At 41.5% G+C, this 17,019-nt stretch carries 14 protein-coding genes; 5 read left to right on the top strand and 9 right to left on the bottom strand.

Annotated elements, in window-relative coordinates:
- Positions 1–12 precede the first annotated feature (12 nt).
- The 4 genes from mdtG to ttrS form a co-directional block, all read right to left on the bottom strand.
- A complete protein-coding gene (gene mdtG / locus PSF28_RS01835; RefSeq protein ID WP_210835160.1) occupies positions 13–1,239 on the bottom strand; it encodes a multidrug efflux MFS transporter MdtG in 1,227 nt (408 codons plus the stop codon).
- A 402-nt stretch (positions 1,240–1,641) separates the two neighbouring features.
- A complete protein-coding gene (locus PSF28_RS01840) occupies positions 1,642–2,586 on the bottom strand; it encodes a Kdo(2)-lipid IV(A) acyltransferase (RefSeq protein ID WP_210835158.1) in 945 nt (314 codons plus the stop codon).
- A gap of 58 nt (positions 2,587–2,644) precedes the next feature.
- Positions 2,645–3,241, bottom strand: a complete 597-nt coding sequence (gene ttrR, locus PSF28_RS01845; RefSeq protein WP_210835156.1) for a tetrathionate respiration response regulator TtrR — start codon at positions 3,239–3,241, stop codon at positions 2,645–2,647.
- Between the two features lie 126 nt (positions 3,242–3,367).
- Entirely contained in the window at positions 3,368–5,125 is a 1,758-nt protein-coding gene (ttrS, locus tag PSF28_RS01850) for a tetrathionate respiration histidine kinase TtrS (RefSeq protein ID WP_210835154.1), read from the bottom strand.
- Positions 5,126–5,379: 254 nt separating this feature from the next.
- Between ttrS and ttrB the strand changes: the two genes are divergently transcribed.
- From ttrB to ttrA, 3 genes are read left to right on the top strand one after another with little or no spacing between them, the layout of a single operon-like run.
- A complete protein-coding gene (gene ttrB / locus PSF28_RS01855; RefSeq protein WP_004909766.1) occupies positions 5,380–6,117 on the top strand; it encodes a tetrathionate reductase subunit TtrB in 738 nt (245 codons plus the stop codon).
- On the top strand, positions 6,099–7,145 hold the full coding sequence (ttrC, locus tag PSF28_RS01860; RefSeq protein ID WP_442958797.1) for a tetrathionate reductase subunit TtrC: 1,047 nt from the start codon (positions 6,099–6,101) through the stop codon (positions 7,143–7,145). Before ttrB ends, ttrC begins: the two co-directional genes overlap by 19 nt.
- On the top strand, positions 7,138–10,212 hold the full coding sequence (gene ttrA, locus PSF28_RS01865) for a tetrathionate reductase subunit TtrA (protein WP_272684545.1): 3,075 nt from the start codon (positions 7,138–7,140) through the stop codon (positions 10,210–10,212). Before ttrC ends, ttrA begins: the two co-directional genes overlap by 8 nt.
- 168 nt (positions 10,213–10,380) lie before the next feature.
- On the opposite strand, the gene PSF28_RS01870 is transcribed toward ttrA, so the two are convergent.
- Complete coding sequence (locus tag PSF28_RS01870; RefSeq protein ID WP_247605219.1) at positions 10,381–11,382, bottom strand: nickel/cobalt transporter; 1,002 nt, start codon at positions 11,380–11,382, stop codon at positions 10,381–10,383.
- Positions 11,373–12,008 (bottom strand): DUF1007 family protein, encoded by a 636-nt coding sequence (locus PSF28_RS01875; protein ID WP_210835148.1) that lies wholly within the window; start codon positions 12,006–12,008, stop codon positions 11,373–11,375. The genes PSF28_RS01870 and PSF28_RS01875 overlap by 10 nt, the downstream gene beginning before the upstream one ends.
- A gap of 333 nt (positions 12,009–12,341) precedes the next feature.
- Between PSF28_RS01875 and bla the strand changes: the two genes are divergently transcribed.
- Together bla and trhO are read left to right on the top strand one after the other, a co-directional pair.
- Positions 12,342–13,199 (top strand): class A beta-lactamase, encoded by an 858-nt coding sequence (gene bla, locus PSF28_RS01880; protein WP_210835146.1) that lies wholly within the window; start codon positions 12,342–12,344, stop codon positions 13,197–13,199.
- A 216-nt stretch (positions 13,200–13,415) separates the two neighbouring features.
- Positions 13,416–14,462: an oxygen-dependent tRNA uridine(34) hydroxylase TrhO gene (trhO, locus tag PSF28_RS01885; RefSeq protein ID WP_210835144.1), complete on the top strand. Its 1,047-nt coding sequence runs from the start codon at positions 13,416–13,418 to the stop codon at positions 14,460–14,462.
- A gap of 48 nt (positions 14,463–14,510) precedes the next feature.
- Here the strand turns inward: trhO and PSF28_RS01890 are convergent, their stop codons facing one another.
- The 3 genes from PSF28_RS01890 to pyrC all read right to left on the bottom strand — a co-directional run bounded on the left by PSF28_RS01890 (position 14,511) and on the right by pyrC (position 16,837).
- Positions 14,511–15,104: a LuxR C-terminal-related transcriptional regulator gene (locus PSF28_RS01890; protein WP_272665257.1), complete on the bottom strand. Its 594-nt coding sequence runs from the start codon at positions 15,102–15,104 to the stop codon at positions 14,511–14,513.
- A gap of 209 nt (positions 15,105–15,313) precedes the next feature.
- Positions 15,314–15,568, bottom strand: a complete 255-nt coding sequence (gene bssS / locus PSF28_RS01895) for a biofilm formation regulator BssS (RefSeq protein ID WP_004909784.1) — start codon at positions 15,566–15,568, stop codon at positions 15,314–15,316.
- Between the two features lie 219 nt (positions 15,569–15,787).
- A complete protein-coding gene (pyrC, locus tag PSF28_RS01900; RefSeq protein WP_210840044.1) occupies positions 15,788–16,837 on the bottom strand; it encodes a dihydroorotase in 1,050 nt (349 codons plus the stop codon).
- Positions 16,838–17,019 lie beyond the last annotated feature (182 nt).

Below are 17,019 nucleotides of genomic sequence, written 5' to 3' on the forward strand. Positions count from 1 at the left end.
AATAGCAAGGGGTTATTGGTCGGACGGGGAAGCGCGTAGACCATCGGATTGGCGCCTAATAACTAACCATGAATAAATTAAGTTGAAGAGAACCAACGCCGCAGTGAAAAAGAATACGGCTCTGAAACCATAGGTGGCAGCGACAAACGAGCCCATTAATGGCCCTGTCACGTTTCCAACATCGCGTAATGCTTGGTTATAGCTGAAAATACGCCCAGTCACTTGGTGAGAAATATTATAGATAATTAACGTTTGTACCGCAGGTAATAGTGCAGCATTTAGTGCCCCAAGCATAAATCGGAGAAAGCCTAACTCCCAATAACTACTTACCAACCCCATTGGGAATAATACAAAAATAGATGCGCCCAGCACGGCGAGTAACACTTTTTCAGGGCCTATTCGGTCACTGAGTTTACCTAACATGGGCGCACTGATTAAAGCCGCAACACCGGGAATGGAGGCTATCACGCCACTGACAAAAGCCAAGTTTTCTAGGGAGCTAGATAAGTCACGTACATAGAGTGTGATAACAGGGTTGATTGAGCCCATTGCGGCTTGGATGATCATAGTGGTGAAAAAGAGGCTAATGACTAAATTTTTATTACGAAGAGAGGCAAAAACTTGTTTGCTCGTTAATGCATCTTTGCGAGAAACTGGCGTGAAGCGTTCTCTAACATAAAAGAGCGTGACAAAAAAGCAAACAAACAGCACCGTTGCGGTAATAAAAAAGACGGGGCGTAAGCCATACTGGTCAGCAAGAAAACCGCCGATTAATGGGCCAATAAGTGCGCCACTGACCGCACCAGTCGCAAGGACGCCCATAGCCCAGCCGCTTTTTTTCACGGGAATTTGAGTTGCAATCAACGCGTTAGCATTAGGAACAAAGCCACCCAATAAACCTAATATGGCTCTTAAGGCTAATAATTGCCAAATATTCTGCGCAAAGCCGATTAATACCATGACAATCGCCATGCCCAGTGCGGATCGCAATAGCATTAATTTTCGCCCTTTGCGATCGGACAATCGCCCCCAAAATGGAGCGGCAATGGCAGAAAATAAAAAGGTAATACTAAAAACGGCACCAGTCCATAAATTCAACGAAGCATGGTCTTTGACGCCAAGTTCTTCAATATATAACGGGAGAAAAGGCATGATCAGGCTAAAGGCGGCACCTGTTAAAAAACAGCCGAACCACACGACGTATAGGTTACGTTTCCAATACTCTGTTTTTCCCGTCATAATTTTCCCGTTATATTCAGTTCTATAGCGTTGTTGGCCTCATTCAGCTACCCGAGTCACTTTTCCCGTCATATTCAGTTCTACAGCGTTGTTGGCTTCATTCAGCTACCCGAGTCACATACTTATGTATGCTCCTCGGGATATCTTCATTTTGCCGCCTAGCTGTAGACCCGACTATTTAGGGAAAACAGTATGAAAAACAGCAAGAAAAGCATCATAAAAAACAGTTGAAAAATCACGCCATATTTAGAGAAAACAGTATGAAAAACAGCAAGAAAAGCATCATAAAAAACAGTTGAAAAATCATGCCATATTTAGAGAAAACAGTATAAAAACAGCAAGAAAAGCATCATAAAAAGCAGTTGAAAAACTACGCCATAATTTATCTGCTTACGCTAATTATTAATGATGGATTTTGTCTAAATCCCCGTATAACGAAGGTTCCCCTTCAGGGCGTGTTTTAAAGCGGCGATGTAGCCACATATATTGTTCTGGCGCTCTGAGGATTTCTTTTTCGATAATTTGGTTCATCATGGTTGCGGTAGCCACATTATCTTCAATTGGGAAATCATCAATGGCAGGTTGAATGATTAACTCATAACCTTTACCGTTAGGTAAACGCCTTGGGGTAAAAGGCACCACTAAAGGCGAAGCTAGGCGCAAAATAATTTGTGAGCCATTGGTGGTGGCCGCATTTTCTACCGCGAATAAAGGGGCAAATGTACTATTGCGTGGGCCGTAATCATGGTCGGGGGCATACCATAAAATTTCCCCATTTTTTAAGTCACGTACCATGCCTTTCATATCTTTGCGATCCAACATATATTTATTGGAACGCAACCGCCCACGGGTTTGTAACCAATCAAGCAGGTCATTATCATTGGCGCGATACACACCAATACCCGGATTTAACATACCAAAGGCACGAGCACCGATTTCCAAGGTTAAAAAATGAACGCCGAGCGCGATAATCCCTCTGCCGGTTTGGCGAGCTGCAATGGCATTTTCTTCCCCAATGACCTTGATCCAGCGACGAACGCGCCAATCAGGCCAAAACCAAGCCATACCCGTTTCAAATAAGCCCATGCCGACAGATTCAAAGTTTTTGTCGATGCAGTGCTGCCGTTCTTGCTCACTCATCTCTGGAAAGCATAATTGCAAATTTCGCTCTGCGACTTTCACTCGCTTTTTCAAAAAGCGCTTGGAAAATAAACCTAAACGAGTTCCCATCCAATAAATGACAGGGTAAGGCAATAAAACAAGAAGATATAATACGCTAATGCCTAGCCAAGTTAGCCAGTAACGAGGGTGGAGGAACCGTTTTTGAAATTTTGGAGCTAGTATCATTATTATCCGAATATATTAGTCATAAATTAATAAAAAGGCATGATTAAACTATATCAAATTATTCGTTTAAAGCGTTAACTGCCTGCATGGTGCTCATTAACTCAGCTAAGTTGCGAACAGCCATTTTCTCCATGACACGAGACCGATGAACCTCAACGGTGCGCACAGAAACACAGGCTGCCTCCGCAATCTCGCGGTTAATTAAGCCTTGCAACACATAGCCACAGATATCTTTTTCACGAGGGGTGAGCGTTTCATAGCGCTGTTTAATTAAATACCCTTCAGTGGCTTTAGTGGTTTGTGAGCGAGCTTGCTCTAAGGTCTTAGCAAGCTGTTGGCTATCAATGGGTTTTTGTAGAAAATCAACGGCACCCAGTTTCACTTGTTCTACCGCCATCGGGATATCCCCATGGGCAGACAAAAATATCACGGCTAATGTGCTGTGTTGTTCTCTAAGGTATTGGTGAACTTGCCGACCATCTAATTTAGGCATGCGCATATCCAATAACACCACACCTTCTTGGTGTAATGCCGCATTTTGGATAAATGCTTCACTGTCATTCCAAACGGTAACGCTATAGCCCAATGTTTCGAGTAAGAATTGGCAGGCATCCGTCACATCGGGGTCATCATCCACGAGATGGATCACTGGCATACATATACCTCGTCGTGTAGAGGGTGACAAAATAGAGTGCTTTATGTAATGAGCATTGATTATCGTAATAAAGCCATTGTCACATATAGTTAATGTGAATGTTATCAATTAAGTGGCAAAACATGCTCAATCCACGATTTTATTGTGATAATTGAAAATGAGAGTGACCATTAGGCCATGTAACCCATCATCACTCAGGTTATTTTCGATACGAATATCGCCACCTTGGCTTTGGATCAAACGCTGGCAAATCACTAAGCCTAACCCTAAACCTTCTTTTTTAGTCGTAGCAAATGGGGTGATCCCTTGCTCTAATTGACCCGCAGGCATACCTCCGGCATTGTCTTGCAAGACAAGTAAAAAATGCTGTTGTGAAAAATGAAACTCGAAACGCAGTAGGGTTGCCCCTGCTTGTAAACTGTTGCTGATTAAATTGGAAAGTAATTGTTCAAGTAACGTATCAGGCAACATCAGGGAGATGTCAGGCGTTTCAGGTAAAATTAACCTTGAATCGGGGTAGTGTTGGTCTGCACGCAATAATTGCCAAATATGATTAATGGCCTGTTTAACTGATTGTTGGCTCAAGGTGACAGCCGGGTCAAGACTCGGTTTACCTGCCCAGAGGCGTAAATTACGAATGATATCGGCTCCACGTTGAGCTTGGTCGTCGATTTTCGTTAATGCGTTAATTAATGGGTGGCTTTCAGACTCTTTAGTCAGGCGTAGAATGCACCCTTGGGCATAGTGGCGGATTGCAGACAGGGGTTGATTCAATTCATGAGCAAATCCAGAAGCCATTTCCCCCAAAATATTTAACCGCTGCGCCTTTTGTAAATTGGCTTCTTGTTCTCGTAAGCGGTTATGCGCTTCTTCTAATTGGCGGCTACGGCGCCTAACCAAAAAGGCAATCCAAACATGATTAACGCCAAGTAACACAAAAAATAACGCAACAAGGCTAAGGGTGATTTGGTTTTGAATGGTCCAACTGACGATATCTTGCCAGATTTGGCGCTGTTGCGGGTGTTGATTAACGTCCCTGAGCAAAGTTTCAACTTGAGTCACCGAGGCCGGAGCTCCCCAACGCATGGCGGCTTTATCGGTTGATAATAATGTTTTGGTGACTTTGTCGACTAAATTGTCCGGCACTTTACTTAAGGCAGCAAAAGACCAGTTTGGATACAGTTCTGTGCTAGTTAAACAAGACAGAGAGCTTGGATGTTGAATTAGTGGACGAAATTGTGTTTTATCAATCAGCCCTTCGCTATGCATATTTTCTAATAAACAGACAGGAACAATTGCTGCAGATAATGAATCATCACGCAGTGCATATAATAATGCATCAGCAGGAAAGCCTAAAAATTGCATCTTAAAGTCTTTAGCCGCATCGTAGCCCATATCCCTTAATACTTTGTAACCTAATAAATAGCCACCAAAAGCATCCGGCGAGATAGCGCCGACTTTTTTGCCAATCAAGTTTTTAACTTCTGAAATATCACTGTCTTTGCGAACTAATATTAAGCTGCCAATAACATTACGTGTCGTGCTGTTGGGCTCCACATCAGAACGAAGGGAGAGCAACCAACGTAAATGATAGCGGTTATCTAACTGAATAAATTGGGCCGGATTCGTCAGCAAAAAATCAATCTTACGGTTGGAAATTGCTTCTTTCATTTCATCTAAATTGAGTGGTTGTAACGTAAAACGCTCCCCAGGAATAGACTCATTGAGAGTGTCAATAAGTGGTTGCCAATGAGATTGGGTGGAACTCGGCCCGCGCAAGGCTAATACCCCGATAGTCCATTGTGCCGAAATTGCAGGCAAAGACCACGTTAGTAGCATGATTAATAGTATGTGATACAACGGCCTAGGCGATTTTTTTAACATATTTGAGTTATTCGTTGCGTTAGATCAATTTAGCTACGGGTATGTGGTAAACCACAATAGGGCGACGGCTCCACACTTCTTACAATGGCACTACACGTTTTATCAAGATAACTCATTTGGTTTAAAGAGAAATAACAATTCCACGGGTTATCTTAACGAGACTGTACCCATTGTCAATAACGCATGTAATACAAATAACATATTGATTAATAACTTTTATTTTCGCATTAGCAATGTCAGTACTGGAGCCAATTATGGATCTGAGTAAACGAAAATTTCTACAACAAATTGGGGCAGTGACTGCGGGAGCTTCGTTAATTCCTATCGCAGAAGCTGGGCTCAGTTTTTCCCCGACACGCCGAGAAGGCAACCCAGAAAAACGTTATGGAATGTTGATTGATTTGCGCCGTTGTATTGGTTGCCAATCTTGCACAGTAAGCTGCTCGGTTGAAAACCAAACCCCACAAGGTCAATTTAGAACGACAGTGAATCAATATCAAGTTGCAGTGAAGGGTGAAGAAGGTTTCACCAACGTATTATTACCTCGTCTATGTAACCACTGCGATAACCCACCTTGCGTACCCGTATGCCCAGTTCAAGCGACTTTCCAACGTGAAGACGGCATTGTTGTTGTTGATAACGAACGCTGTGTTGGGTGTGCTTACTGCGTACAAGCATGCCCATACGATGCGCGTTTTATCAACCACTCTACGCAAACTGCGGATAAATGCACATTCTGCGCTCATCGCTTAGAAGTGGGTTTATTGCCAGCTTGTGTTGAGTCCTGTGTAGGTGGCGCGCGTATTATTGGGGATTTAAAAGACCCGAACAGTACTATTCGTAAAATGCTGACAGAGCACGAAGCTGAAATCAAAGTCCTCAAACCGGAAAGTGGCACATTACCTCAAGTTTTCTATATCGGTTTAGATGACGCATTCGTGCAGCCGCTACAAGGCAAAGGGCAGCCCGCATTATGGCAGGAGGTGTTCTGATGAATGGCCAAGTAACTTATATTTCAGAAGTCATGGCTCAGCCACAAGAATTCTTTTGGCTTCCTTGGGCGGTACAATATTTCTTCTTCATAGGAATTGCTGCTTGCGCGGTACTGTACGCTTGTTATCTTCATTGGAGAAATAAACCTGAAAACAGTCGCTTAGAGATGATTGCAGTATTTATTGCTATCACGATGGGCATTACCGCTCCATTAGCATTAACTGCGGATTTACACCAAACCGCAAGGGTATGGCATTTCTACGCTCACCCCACAATGTGGTCTTGGATGTGGTGGGGTTCTGTTCTGCTGCCATTATTCACCACGTTTATCGGCTTATATTTTGTTGCGTTAGTTGTGAAAATGATTTGGAAAAAAGAGTTTAAAGCAACACGTTGGGTGGCGTTGTTGGCCGCACTTTCAGCGATAGGATTACTGTTATATACCGGCCGTGAAGCCTCAGTATTAAATGCACGTCCAATTTGGTATAGCTGGTGGATACCAGTATTGATGTTCCTCAGTGCGCTACAAGTATTACCTGCATTGATTAACTTAGGAGCACGCCGTGAACCTCAATATCAAAACCGCTTAGCACGCTTCCAAGTTGTGACATTATTGCTGTTCGCCGTTTGTTTTGCGCTATGGCTCTCAGGTGATACAACCTCAGGTATTGCAGTACGTCAACAGTTAGATACAGCAAGCCCAGGGTGGTGGATGTTGATGGGAGTTTGTGCATTGTGGGTAATCACTTTTGCGATGTCTGTCAGTAATTTAAAAGCGATTCGCTCGGTTGCATATATCACTGTTCTCGCTTTAATTTCAATGGCATTTGCCTGGACGCTCCGCTGGATTTTCCTTATGGAAGTTCAAGCGGTACCAAAATATAACATTATCGCCAATCCATATCATTTCCCTCTGGGAACCGATGGTCTATTAGCTATCGTTGGGACATTCGGTCTTTGGATTGCATTAACAATTATTGTTCGTGAAGGTGTTCGCTGGTTTGCGAGGAGAGTGCAACATGGCTAAATTCTCAAGACGTCAATGGCTTAAAGGTGGTTTGGTTGTCGGTGGTATCGCATTATTTGGTGCAAGTTACCGTGATGTGGCCAAACGTGCAGTCGATGGTCTGGTTAATGGCACCTCCGGTAAAGTCACACTTGACCGCATCAATGGTAACTCTTTACGTCCGGAAGGTCAGGCGTTAAATGGTTGGCAAGAAAACCCAGAACAAGTGGTCGCCATGACACAGTGTTTCGGTTGCTGGACACAGTGTGGTATTCGTGCCCGTGTTGATACGGCAAAAAATGAAGTATTGCGCATTGCGGGTAACCCGTATCACCCACTTTCACACGAAGAACATTTTCCTTATGGCATGCCGCTGAAAACCGCATTCAATAAAATGAGTGGGGAATCTGGGTTAGAGCACCGCTCAACCGCTTGTGCTCGTGGTGCGACGCTAATGGAAGGCTTAACAAGCCCATTACGCATCTTAGAGCCAATGAAACGTGTTGGTAAGCGCGGTGAAGGAAAATGGGAACGCATTAGTTTTGAACAACTGATTAAAGAAGTGGTTGAAGGGGGAGACTTATTTGGCGAAGGTCATGTCGATGGTTTACGTGCTATTCGCGACTTAGAAACGCCGTTAGACCCATCGCAACCAAAACTGGGCCCCAAAGCTAACCAATTATTAGTGACTAACGCAGGTGATGATGGCCGTGATGGGTTTATTCGTCGCTTTGCTCAAAATGGTTTTGGTAGCAAAAATTTTGGGGCTCACGGTTCTTATTGTGGTTTAGCTTACCGTGCCGGTTCTGGGGCATTGATGGATGACTTGGACAAAAATGCCCACGTTAAACCCGATTGGGATAACGTACGCTTTGCACTGTTTTTGGGAACTTCACCTGCGCAATCTGGTAACCCATTTAAACGCCAAGGCCGTCAACTAGCGACTGCGCGGTTACGTGATTCATTCAATTATGTGGTGGTTTCTCCTGCATTACCACTGACAACAACTCTCGCTAATGATCATGGGCACTGGGTGCCTGTACAGCCAGGAACTGACGCGGCATTAGTGATGGGGATGATCCGTTGGATCATTGCAAATGAGCGTTACAATGCCAAATACCTCAGTGTGCCAAGTGAAAAATCCATGGAAGCGATGGGGGAGAAAAGCTGGACTAACTCAACACATTTAGTCATTACGGATGATAACCACCCATTAGCAGGCAAATTGTTAATTTCTTCTTATATCACAGGAGAAGGTGACGATGAGAAAGCCTATTTAGTGCAAGATGCTGCGGGTGAATTAAAATTGGCTGATGAAGCCCTTACGGCTGAGCTATTTGTGACACGCCAAGTGACTTTGCACGATGGCAGTGAAGTGACGGTTAAATCTAGCTTCCAGTGCCTTAAAGAAGCCGCAAATCGCATGACTTTGGAAGAATACAGCCAGCGCTGTCATGTCCCAGTAAAAACTATTGAATCGCTGGGTAAAGCATTGACTTCTTATGATAGAAAAGCCGCAGTTATTTCCCATGGCGGTATGATGGGCGGTAATGGTTTCTACACTGCATGGTCAGTTATCATGCTTAACGCATTGATTGGTAACTTAAACTTGAAAGGCGGTGTTTCTGTTGGTGGTGGTAAATTCAACGGGGAAAACGATGGGCCGCGTTACAAAATTGCCAGCTATAAAGGTAAAGTGAAACCTAAAGGTGTGGTGTTATCACGCAGCAATGAAGTGTATGAAAAATCAGATGAATTCAAAGCGCGCCAGGCAGCAGGTGAGAACCCATATCCTGCTAAAGCCCCTTGGTACCCGTTTGCCAAAGGCCAACTAACCGAACAGTTAGCATCCGCCTTGATGGGGTATCCTTATGCACTGAAAGCGTGGATCACCAATATGACTAACCCTGTATATGGTATTGCAGGTATTCGTCAGGTGATGGAAGAAAAACTGAAAGACCCTAAACACTTACCGTTGATTATAGGTATTGATGCCTTTATGAATGAAACCACGGCATTGGCAGATTACATAGTGCCGGATACCCATAATTTCGAAAGTTGGGGGTTCAGTGCACCATGGTCTGGTGTGCAGGTCAAAGCCAGTACGGCACGTTGGCCGATTGTTGAGTCACGTACGGCTAAAACAGCAGATGGCCAGCCAGTTTCGATGGAAAGTTTCTGTATCGCTGTAGCAAAAGAACTTAATTTACCGGGCTTTGGTGATAACGTGATTGAAGATATGGATGGCAACATGCATTCACTCAATACAGCGGAAGACTATTACTTAAGAGTTGCTGCAAATATGGCATGGTTAGGGGAAAAACCAGTTCCTGAAGCCGCAACAGAAGATATTCAAATCAGTGGCGTGGAGCGCATTTTACCAGCGATTACGCGTACGTTAAAACCAGAAGAAGTTCGCCGTGTTGCTTATATTTTCACACGAGGAGGCCGTTTTGCTCCGTATGAAAAAGCATGGGATGGCGATGCAACAGGCCCTCAATGGAAAAAAGGCTTACAAATTTGGAACCCAACGGTGGCAATTAATCGACACGCTATAACGGGTGAGCGTTATAGTGGTTGCCCTACCTACTATCCACCGCGTATGGCAAATGGCGATGATGTGAATACGGTATTCCCAGAACAAGAGTGGCCGTTGAAACTGATGTCATTTAAATCCCATGTCATGAGCAGTTCCACGACAGTCATTGAGCGTCTACGCCATGTGAAACCAACTAATCTTGTTGCTTTGCATCCCGATGATGCAGCAAAAATGGGGGTAAAACATGGTGATTGGATTCGAATCACCACACCGGGTGGCCATGCTGAAGCCCAAGTGAGTGTTCTTGATGGTGTCATGCCAGGGGTACTCGCGATTGAGCATGGTTATGGGCACACCGAAATGGGGGCGAAACAGCATTATCTGGATGGCCAACCAATGCCAATGAATCCGGCAAATGGTTCAGGAATTAACTTAAATGACCTTGGGTTTGCTGACCCAACACGTGAAGTTGCCAACACGTGGTTAGACTGGGTTTCGGGGGCATCGGTGCGCCAAGGCTTACCTGCTCGCATTGAGTTAATTGGTTAAACGAAGTAGTAAGGATGGTTAGTGATGGGGACCTGCATAGCTTCATTATTAACCATCTGGTTGTTGGCAATAAGTAGTAAGCAGTTGACATTGCGCATAAAACGGTGTGCTACCACACCGTGACTTCGGCAAATGCCTGGGAGGGGGAGCCCTCCCTTTTTTAATGGTTTATCGCAACAGTGGGGAAACCGATTGTTCCAAACCGATGCTTTGAAGCATCAAAACGCCCATCAAAATAAATAAAATACCCGCCAAAATTTTTAGTGAGATTGCCCAATAAGGGGAAAATGATTTTCCTTTTAATTGTGATACGCGAACCGCATTATCACGCATTAAATGAACAAAAATGGCAATTAAACAAATGGTTAATGCAGTACCCATTGCCATTGCTAAGGCAGCGATAACCCCCCATGTATATACTTCTATCACATAAGAAAACAGCAATACGAGAATTGCCCCAGAACAAGGGCGAATCCCCATCGATAGGATAATCAATAGTTTACTTTTAAAACTGGATTGCAATTGATGAGACTGAATAACGTGTTGGTGGCCACAACCACAGTTGTCCGAGTGGCTAGAGGTTTTAGTTATTGCTTTCGTTGAAGAATTCAATGGCTGAATACTTTTTATGGTGAGTGGGGCTAAGTATTTTGATTTGCGGATTAACCAGCCACGACGTAATGCGCTGAAACATAAATAGCTACCCAGCAAAATAACAAATAGATAACTGACTTGCTCTGCATATAAACTGGCCTGGTTGAGATGTTTAGTAGAAAGTTGAAATAGGATCAAGACGAATGAAACTAAAGTAATCGCAACAAGCCCTTGTAAGAGTGATGCTAGTAAGCTAATGATAACACTCTGTTTTAAATGAGTCGCTTGGGTGGCAATATAGGTAGTGATAATTAATTTGCCATGTCCTGGTCCAAGGGCATGCAAAAAACCATAAGCAAAACTGGCAATCACCAGTAATCCACCTGCATACCATGGGCGAGAGGTGGTTTCTTGCAATAGGTAAGATAACCCTTGGTTTAACTGTTTTTGCCAAGCTAGGCTAAGTTGTAACCATGATCCCCAGTGGATGTAGAGCTGCCAAGTGACATAGGTAATAAGTCCCACAAGCAGCGCAGTAATTATTAATTTTTGCGTACGTAAAGGCATTATGGACATTGTATATCAACCCGTTGTGCAAACTGTTTGCCAAGTGCCAAATCCTCTTCTGGATTATCACTTTTGTCTAAAGAGAAAGCGTAGGCGCGCATTGAATCGGTCACATTTGCTTCTTGTAGTTCCATCTGACAATTTGCAGCAATATCCAACGGTAGGTTAATTTGTTGTTTATTTTGGTAAGTCATACTGACATAGAAAGTTGGGTCGTAAGTTTGAATTTCCACATGGGAACCTGCTATAGGCAGGGGTTGCATAAATGAAGCGGTAAAAAAGAAAACTAAAGAAAAGCCATCTTTTTCTAAATGGTAGCTATCTGGAATGCGTTTAAAACTAACTTTCTTCCCCTGATAATAAAAATCAGTGAAATAATCTTGCACCAACACATTTGCCATAATAATAGCTTCTTGCTGTTTCCAACGAGGGTCATCCGGTTTAATGCCTTTTAATTCATAGGCGATATCCGCTGATGTCATTGGGTCCATTTTCCAAACATAGCTAATCCCTGTGTATTTATCTTGTTTAGTTTCAAGGGAAATTTGCATCTCAATAAAACTGTGAGGGTGTGCCGCTACCAGTGGAGCAACTATAAACAGAAATAAAAAATAGAAAGGAAAAAATCGCATCATTCAGTCAGTCAGTTAAATTGGCTTATCAAGAAAATGTTATAACATAACGAACTGCAAACTAAAAAGAAAAATATTCTGAGAGGATTAAAATTAAGAAATAGGGAGCATTGCAAAACAACAAATGTCGGTCAGATTTTGTAGATGACCTAGCTATAAGTTTTTCTATGGTCTACTAGAAAATATAATCATTTGTTAACTTGGCAAAAAAAAATATAATTACCCTAATTAGAATAAATCCACATAAATCAATTCTTTAAATTAATCTGGAACAATATTAGTAAAAGAACTGAGCTAATTATTTTCTTTTATATATCTTAATGAATAAGGTTTTCTATGAATTTACGATTTAAAACGCTCACTGCATTAGTGTTAAGTATTCCGCTTGTATCTTCTGCTTTTGCTTTGAATTTAGATGAACAAGTCAAATTGTACGAAAAAGAAGGTTGGAAAGTAGGTTTATCAGTTCTATTTTCAGACAACAGAACTATTTCGATAAATGGAGATAAGCGTTTCCCTTTAGATAGCACTGTTAAGTCTATTGCCTGTGCTAATGTTCTAGCAAAAGTTGATGCAAAAAATATTTCATTGAACGATTCGATGCTGGTTACTAAAGAAAATATGGTGACCTATTCTCCAGTTGCTCAGGGTTATTTAAACAAGCCATTCACACTTGAACAAGCTTGTCAGGCTGCAAATGAATATAGCGATAATACAGCAGCAAACTTTGCTATTTTGTCAGGAGGAGGCCCTGAAGGGCTGACGGCATTTATGAGGTCCATAGGTGATACGGCGACTCGCTCTGATCGGTATGAACCAGAACTCACCATTAACCCTGAGAATGATCTGCGCGATACGACAACGCCAGATGCGATGAGTCGTAGTTTAAAAGAAATTTTGACGGGAGAAGTACTAACTCAAGCATCAAAAAACCAATTAAAGGAATGGATGGTCAATAATAAAGTGGCTGATAATATGCTTAGAGCCTCCCTTCCTGATGGATGGAAAATTGCGGATAGATCGGGGGCCAGTGAATATGGTATTAGAGGGATAACATCGATGGTTTGGTCAAACCAGCATGACCCTGTTTTCATCAGCATTTACGTAAGAAAAGAGGGCACTTCCTTGGATGAACGCTCAGAAGTGATCCGTATTCTAGGCTCGCATATATTCAATGAATACCTCAATAATTAATCCCCATTTTTTATCAACTAAAATGATTCATTGTTAAAATATATCAATACAGTAACACATCGAAAATAATAGCCAATAAAAACCCCTTAACATTAGGGGTTTTTTATTAACAAAATAACAGCGATAATATTGATAATGGTCGAGAGTGGACACTTCGTGAACACTACATGATTTTAAGCTTTAAATATTAACTAGTTATAAAGGAAAGAGAACACCATGCCAGTGTTACATAACCAAATCTCAAATAAAATCTTAAAAGAGCGCATGTTGGCTGAGGTCGAGCCGCGCACCACTATCTCTTTTTACAAGTATTTTAATATCCAAGACCCAAACGAATTTCGTAATCAATGGTACCAACAATTTAAAGCATTGAGTGTTTTTGGGCGCGTTTATATTGCCAAAGAAGGTATTAATGCACAAATCAGTGTGCCTGAATCCAATGTAAGCGCATTACGTGAACTCATTTATGCAACAGATCCCGCATTAGAAAACTTACGTTTAAATATTGCGATTGATGATGACGGTAAATCATTCTGGGTGCTACGCATGAAAGTCCGTGAGCGTGTAGTCGCTGATGGTATTGATGACGAAACATTTAACCCAGCAAATACGGGTCAATATCTAAAAGCGCATGAAGTGAATGATATGATTGATGACCCAAATACTGTTTTCGTTGATATGCGAAATCATTATGAGTATGAAGTGGGGCGTTTTGATAATGCGATTGAAATACCATCAGATACATTTAGAGAGCAACTGCCAATGGCGGTTGAAATGCTGCAAGAGCAAAAAGACAAAAATGTTGTGATGTATTGTACTGGTGGGATCCGTTGTGAAAAAGCCAGTGCTTATATGCTGCATAAGGGTTTTAAAAATGTCTACCATGTTGAAGGTGGGATTATTGAATACGCACGTAAGGCGAAGGAGCAAGGCCTGCCTTTACGGTTTAAAGGGAAAAACTTTGTTTTTGACAACCGTATGGGTGAGCGTATTACAGAGGATACATTAGCACAATGCCACCAATGTGGCGTACCTTGTGATGCACACACCAATTGCGCTAATGATGGTTGCCACTTACTGTTTATCCAATGCCCTAGCTGTGCAGAAAAATATGAAGGCTGCTGCAGTTCGTCTTGTACACAAGAAATGAAACTTCCTGAGCAAGAGCAACGTGCACGACGTGCAGGCCGTGAGGTCAGTAATAAAATCTTTAATAAATCACGCCACCGTTTATCCGATGGGTTATTAAATAAAGATAACTAGTCATTAATGTGACCTATAATAAGAAAGCCCTGAGATTAGGGCTTTTTTTTAATATAAATATTTAAATACATTATATATAAAAAATAACTCTATTCTGTTTTTGACGAAAACTTTAGAGGTAATATGCCTTTTTTGTGAATAAACAGTGCTATTGCTAATTCCTAGTTTTCGAGAAATAATATGATTAGGTGTTTCATTCATCCAGTTGTTAATAATATTTTGTTCTTTAATTGTGAAAATAGATGACTCAATATTATTGGCAAGCTTGGTGATTTTCTCTATTTGTTCATAGTCACGAATAACCTTATCAAGTGTTTGAATAATAATATCTTTTGATAGGATGAAATAATTATCCTTTAATAACAGTGGATTGTTTGTCTGTGGATACGGGGCATTAATATAAATATAAAATCGTATATTATTGGTATTGCTTAATAATTTCTGTAGCGTAGGGCAGTAATTAGAATAATTACAATAATACGTTAAATTCACTAGTATAATGCTTGGTGTGTTTATATTTATAAAACCAATGGCTTCTTTTATACAACCTGTACTAATAAATTCGAGTTTTTTATTTTTGGATAAATATTCTGTAATACCAAGACGTGTATAATAACATTCATCAATAACTAATATTCGCATTGGAACATCCTTGTTCAAGAAGATGCCTTACAATAAATTGGAATTGATAGTGAAGTCAACCAAGGATTAATAAAAACAATAAATAGTGTTCTTATTTTAAATTGCGAATTAGTAATTAATTGATAAGGTAATTATATAAATATATATAATTACCTGTATGGATGAATAAATTAAATGGATATTAGTGATCCTAATATCCATTTATTTCCCTAGTGTGTTTTAAAACCAAGCTCAACATATTCCCCTGATTCTATCTTGTCTACACCTGCTTGAAGAATATGAATGAGTTGTTTAGCCACATCAGTTGTTAGCCACATGGTTTTATCCACAATAGCGTCACCTGTGTGTTTATCTTGCTCGGGGAGGTAGTGCAAACGCAACATCATAGCGTCGTAATCATCGACTGTACTGATGTCCCAGCCAACTACTGGGTGGGTTTGAATGACATCATTTTTTTTATTCATATAAACCTCCTAATCAAACATCGTGATAAATAATAAATATCTATAACTGACTAAGAGCAATGACCTCGTGATGAGTCCACTTTTAGTATAAGGAGATTTTGCTAATAAGAAAGTAAATAAAACATTTTTTTTGTTTAAATGGCAGAAAATGCATAAAACGGATAATAAAGATTGCAAAAATAGAATGGGAAGTATTTTGAACTTCCCATGGGTGTTAAACTACTGGCCCTGAGAGACTGTCCAGCGTGCATCTTCCCCTGCTAAGAAAGGCACTAATTTATCATTGCAGCAGTCAATGGATTCACAAATAATATTTTGTTCTTTAGTTAGCGTAATTGTCCCTTCATTCACAGGTAAGTTATAGAATTTAGGACCATTTAGGGAACAAAAAGCTTCGAAATGCGCCAAAGCACCAAGCTCTTCAAAAACACTCGCGTAAGCCGCTAATGCGGTGGGAGCATTAAAGACCCCAGCACAACCACAGGAAGACTCTTTACGTGATTGTATATGTGGTGCGGTGTCGGTACCAAGGAAAAAACGGTCACAACCTGAAGCAACCGCTGCACGCAATGCTTCTTGGTGCACATTACGCTTCAAAATAGGTAAGCAAAATAAATGCGGCCTTATGCCACCAACTAACATATGGTTACGATTAAACATCAAATGTTGAGGTGTTAACGTTGCAGCTGTAAATTCATTTGCTTCTTGGACATATTGAGCCGCTTCTTTGGTGGTGATGTGTTCAAAAACAACTTTTAGTTTTGGAAACTGTGCCCGTAGTGGCAACATAACTTGCTCAATAAATAAGGCTTCTCGGTCAAAAATATCGATATGACTTGCGGTGACTTCACCATGGATAAGCAGTGGCATTCCTGCTTGTTCCATCGCAGCTAATACGGGGTAAATCTTTTTAATATCGGATACGCCATGGCTAGAGTTAGTTGTTGCATTGGCCGGGTAGAGTTTACAGGCAGTAAATACCCCCTCGTTAAAGCCACGAACGACTTCAGCAGGATCTGTGCTATCAGTAAGGTAGCAGGTCATTAAAGGGGTAAATTGATGTCCTTGTGGAACCGCTTTTAGAATACGCTCGCGGTAAGCTTTTGCGGCTTCAATCGTTGTGACTGGTGGCACTAAATTCGGCATGACAATCGCGCGGCCAAAGAATTCACTGGTATAGGGAACGACCGTTTTTAACATATCATCATCGCGAAAATGAACATGCCAATCATCAGGGCGGCGGATCGTTAGGGTAGTTACAGTTGTCATTAAACCGGCTCCATAGGGGAAGAGTGAATGATGAGCGAGTGCTCAAGCCGGAATAGAATGATAAAGGTAAAGTGAAAAAATAGCTATGAGAAATCGCGATTATAGCTTATTTCAGAGGTAGGTTATGTAAATGACGTAAATAGCTAATGTATTCAGGCCATACAATAGCAAAAAGCCTGCTT

The organism is Providencia sp. PROV130 (assembly GCF_028482225.1).
Lineage (GTDB): Bacteria > Pseudomonadota > Gammaproteobacteria > Enterobacterales > Enterobacteriaceae > Providencia > Providencia rettgeri.

Bases quoted from the DNA above. Each gene is read 5' to 3' on its own strand.
- mdtG (WP_210835160.1), bottom strand. From the start codon at position 1,239: ATGACGGGAAAAACAGAGTATTGGAAACGTAACCTATACGTCGTGTGG.
- PSF28_RS01840 (WP_210835158.1), bottom strand. From the start codon at position 2,586: ATGATACTAGCTCCAAAATTTCAAAAACGGTTCCTCCACCCTCGTTAC.
- ttrR (WP_210835156.1), bottom strand. From the start codon at position 3,241: ATGCCAGTGATCCATCTCGTGGATGATGACCCCGATGTGACGGATGCC.
- ttrS (WP_210835154.1), bottom strand. From the start codon at position 5,125: ATGTTAAAAAAATCGCCTAGGCCGTTGTATCACATACTATTAATCATG.
- ttrB (WP_004909766.1), top strand. From the start codon at position 5,380: ATGGATCTGAGTAAACGAAAATTTCTACAACAAATTGGGGCAGTGACT.
- ttrC (WP_442958797.1), top strand. From the start codon at position 6,099: ATGGCAGGAGGTGTTCTGATGAATGGCCAAGTAACTTATATTTCAGAA.
- ttrA (WP_272684545.1), top strand. From the start codon at position 7,138: ATGGCTAAATTCTCAAGACGTCAATGGCTTAAAGGTGGTTTGGTTGTC.
- PSF28_RS01870 (WP_247605219.1), bottom strand. From the start codon at position 11,382: ATGTCCATAATGCCTTTACGTACGCAAAAATTAATAATTACTGCGCTG.
- PSF28_RS01875 (WP_210835148.1), bottom strand. From the start codon at position 12,008: ATGATGCGATTTTTTCCTTTCTATTTTTTATTTCTGTTTATAGTTGCT.
- bla (WP_210835146.1), top strand. From the start codon at position 12,342: ATGAATTTACGATTTAAAACGCTCACTGCATTAGTGTTAAGTATTCCG.
- trhO (WP_210835144.1), top strand. From the start codon at position 13,416: ATGCCAGTGTTACATAACCAAATCTCAAATAAAATCTTAAAAGAGCGC.
- PSF28_RS01890 (WP_272665257.1), bottom strand. From the start codon at position 15,104: ATGCGAATATTAGTTATTGATGAATGTTATTATACACGTCTTGGTATT.
- bssS (WP_004909784.1), bottom strand. From the start codon at position 15,568: ATGAATAAAAAAAATGATGTCATTCAAACCCACCCAGTAGTTGGCTGG.
- pyrC (WP_210840044.1), bottom strand. From the start codon at position 16,837: ATGACAACTGTAACTACCCTAACGATCCGCCGCCCTGATGATTGGCAT.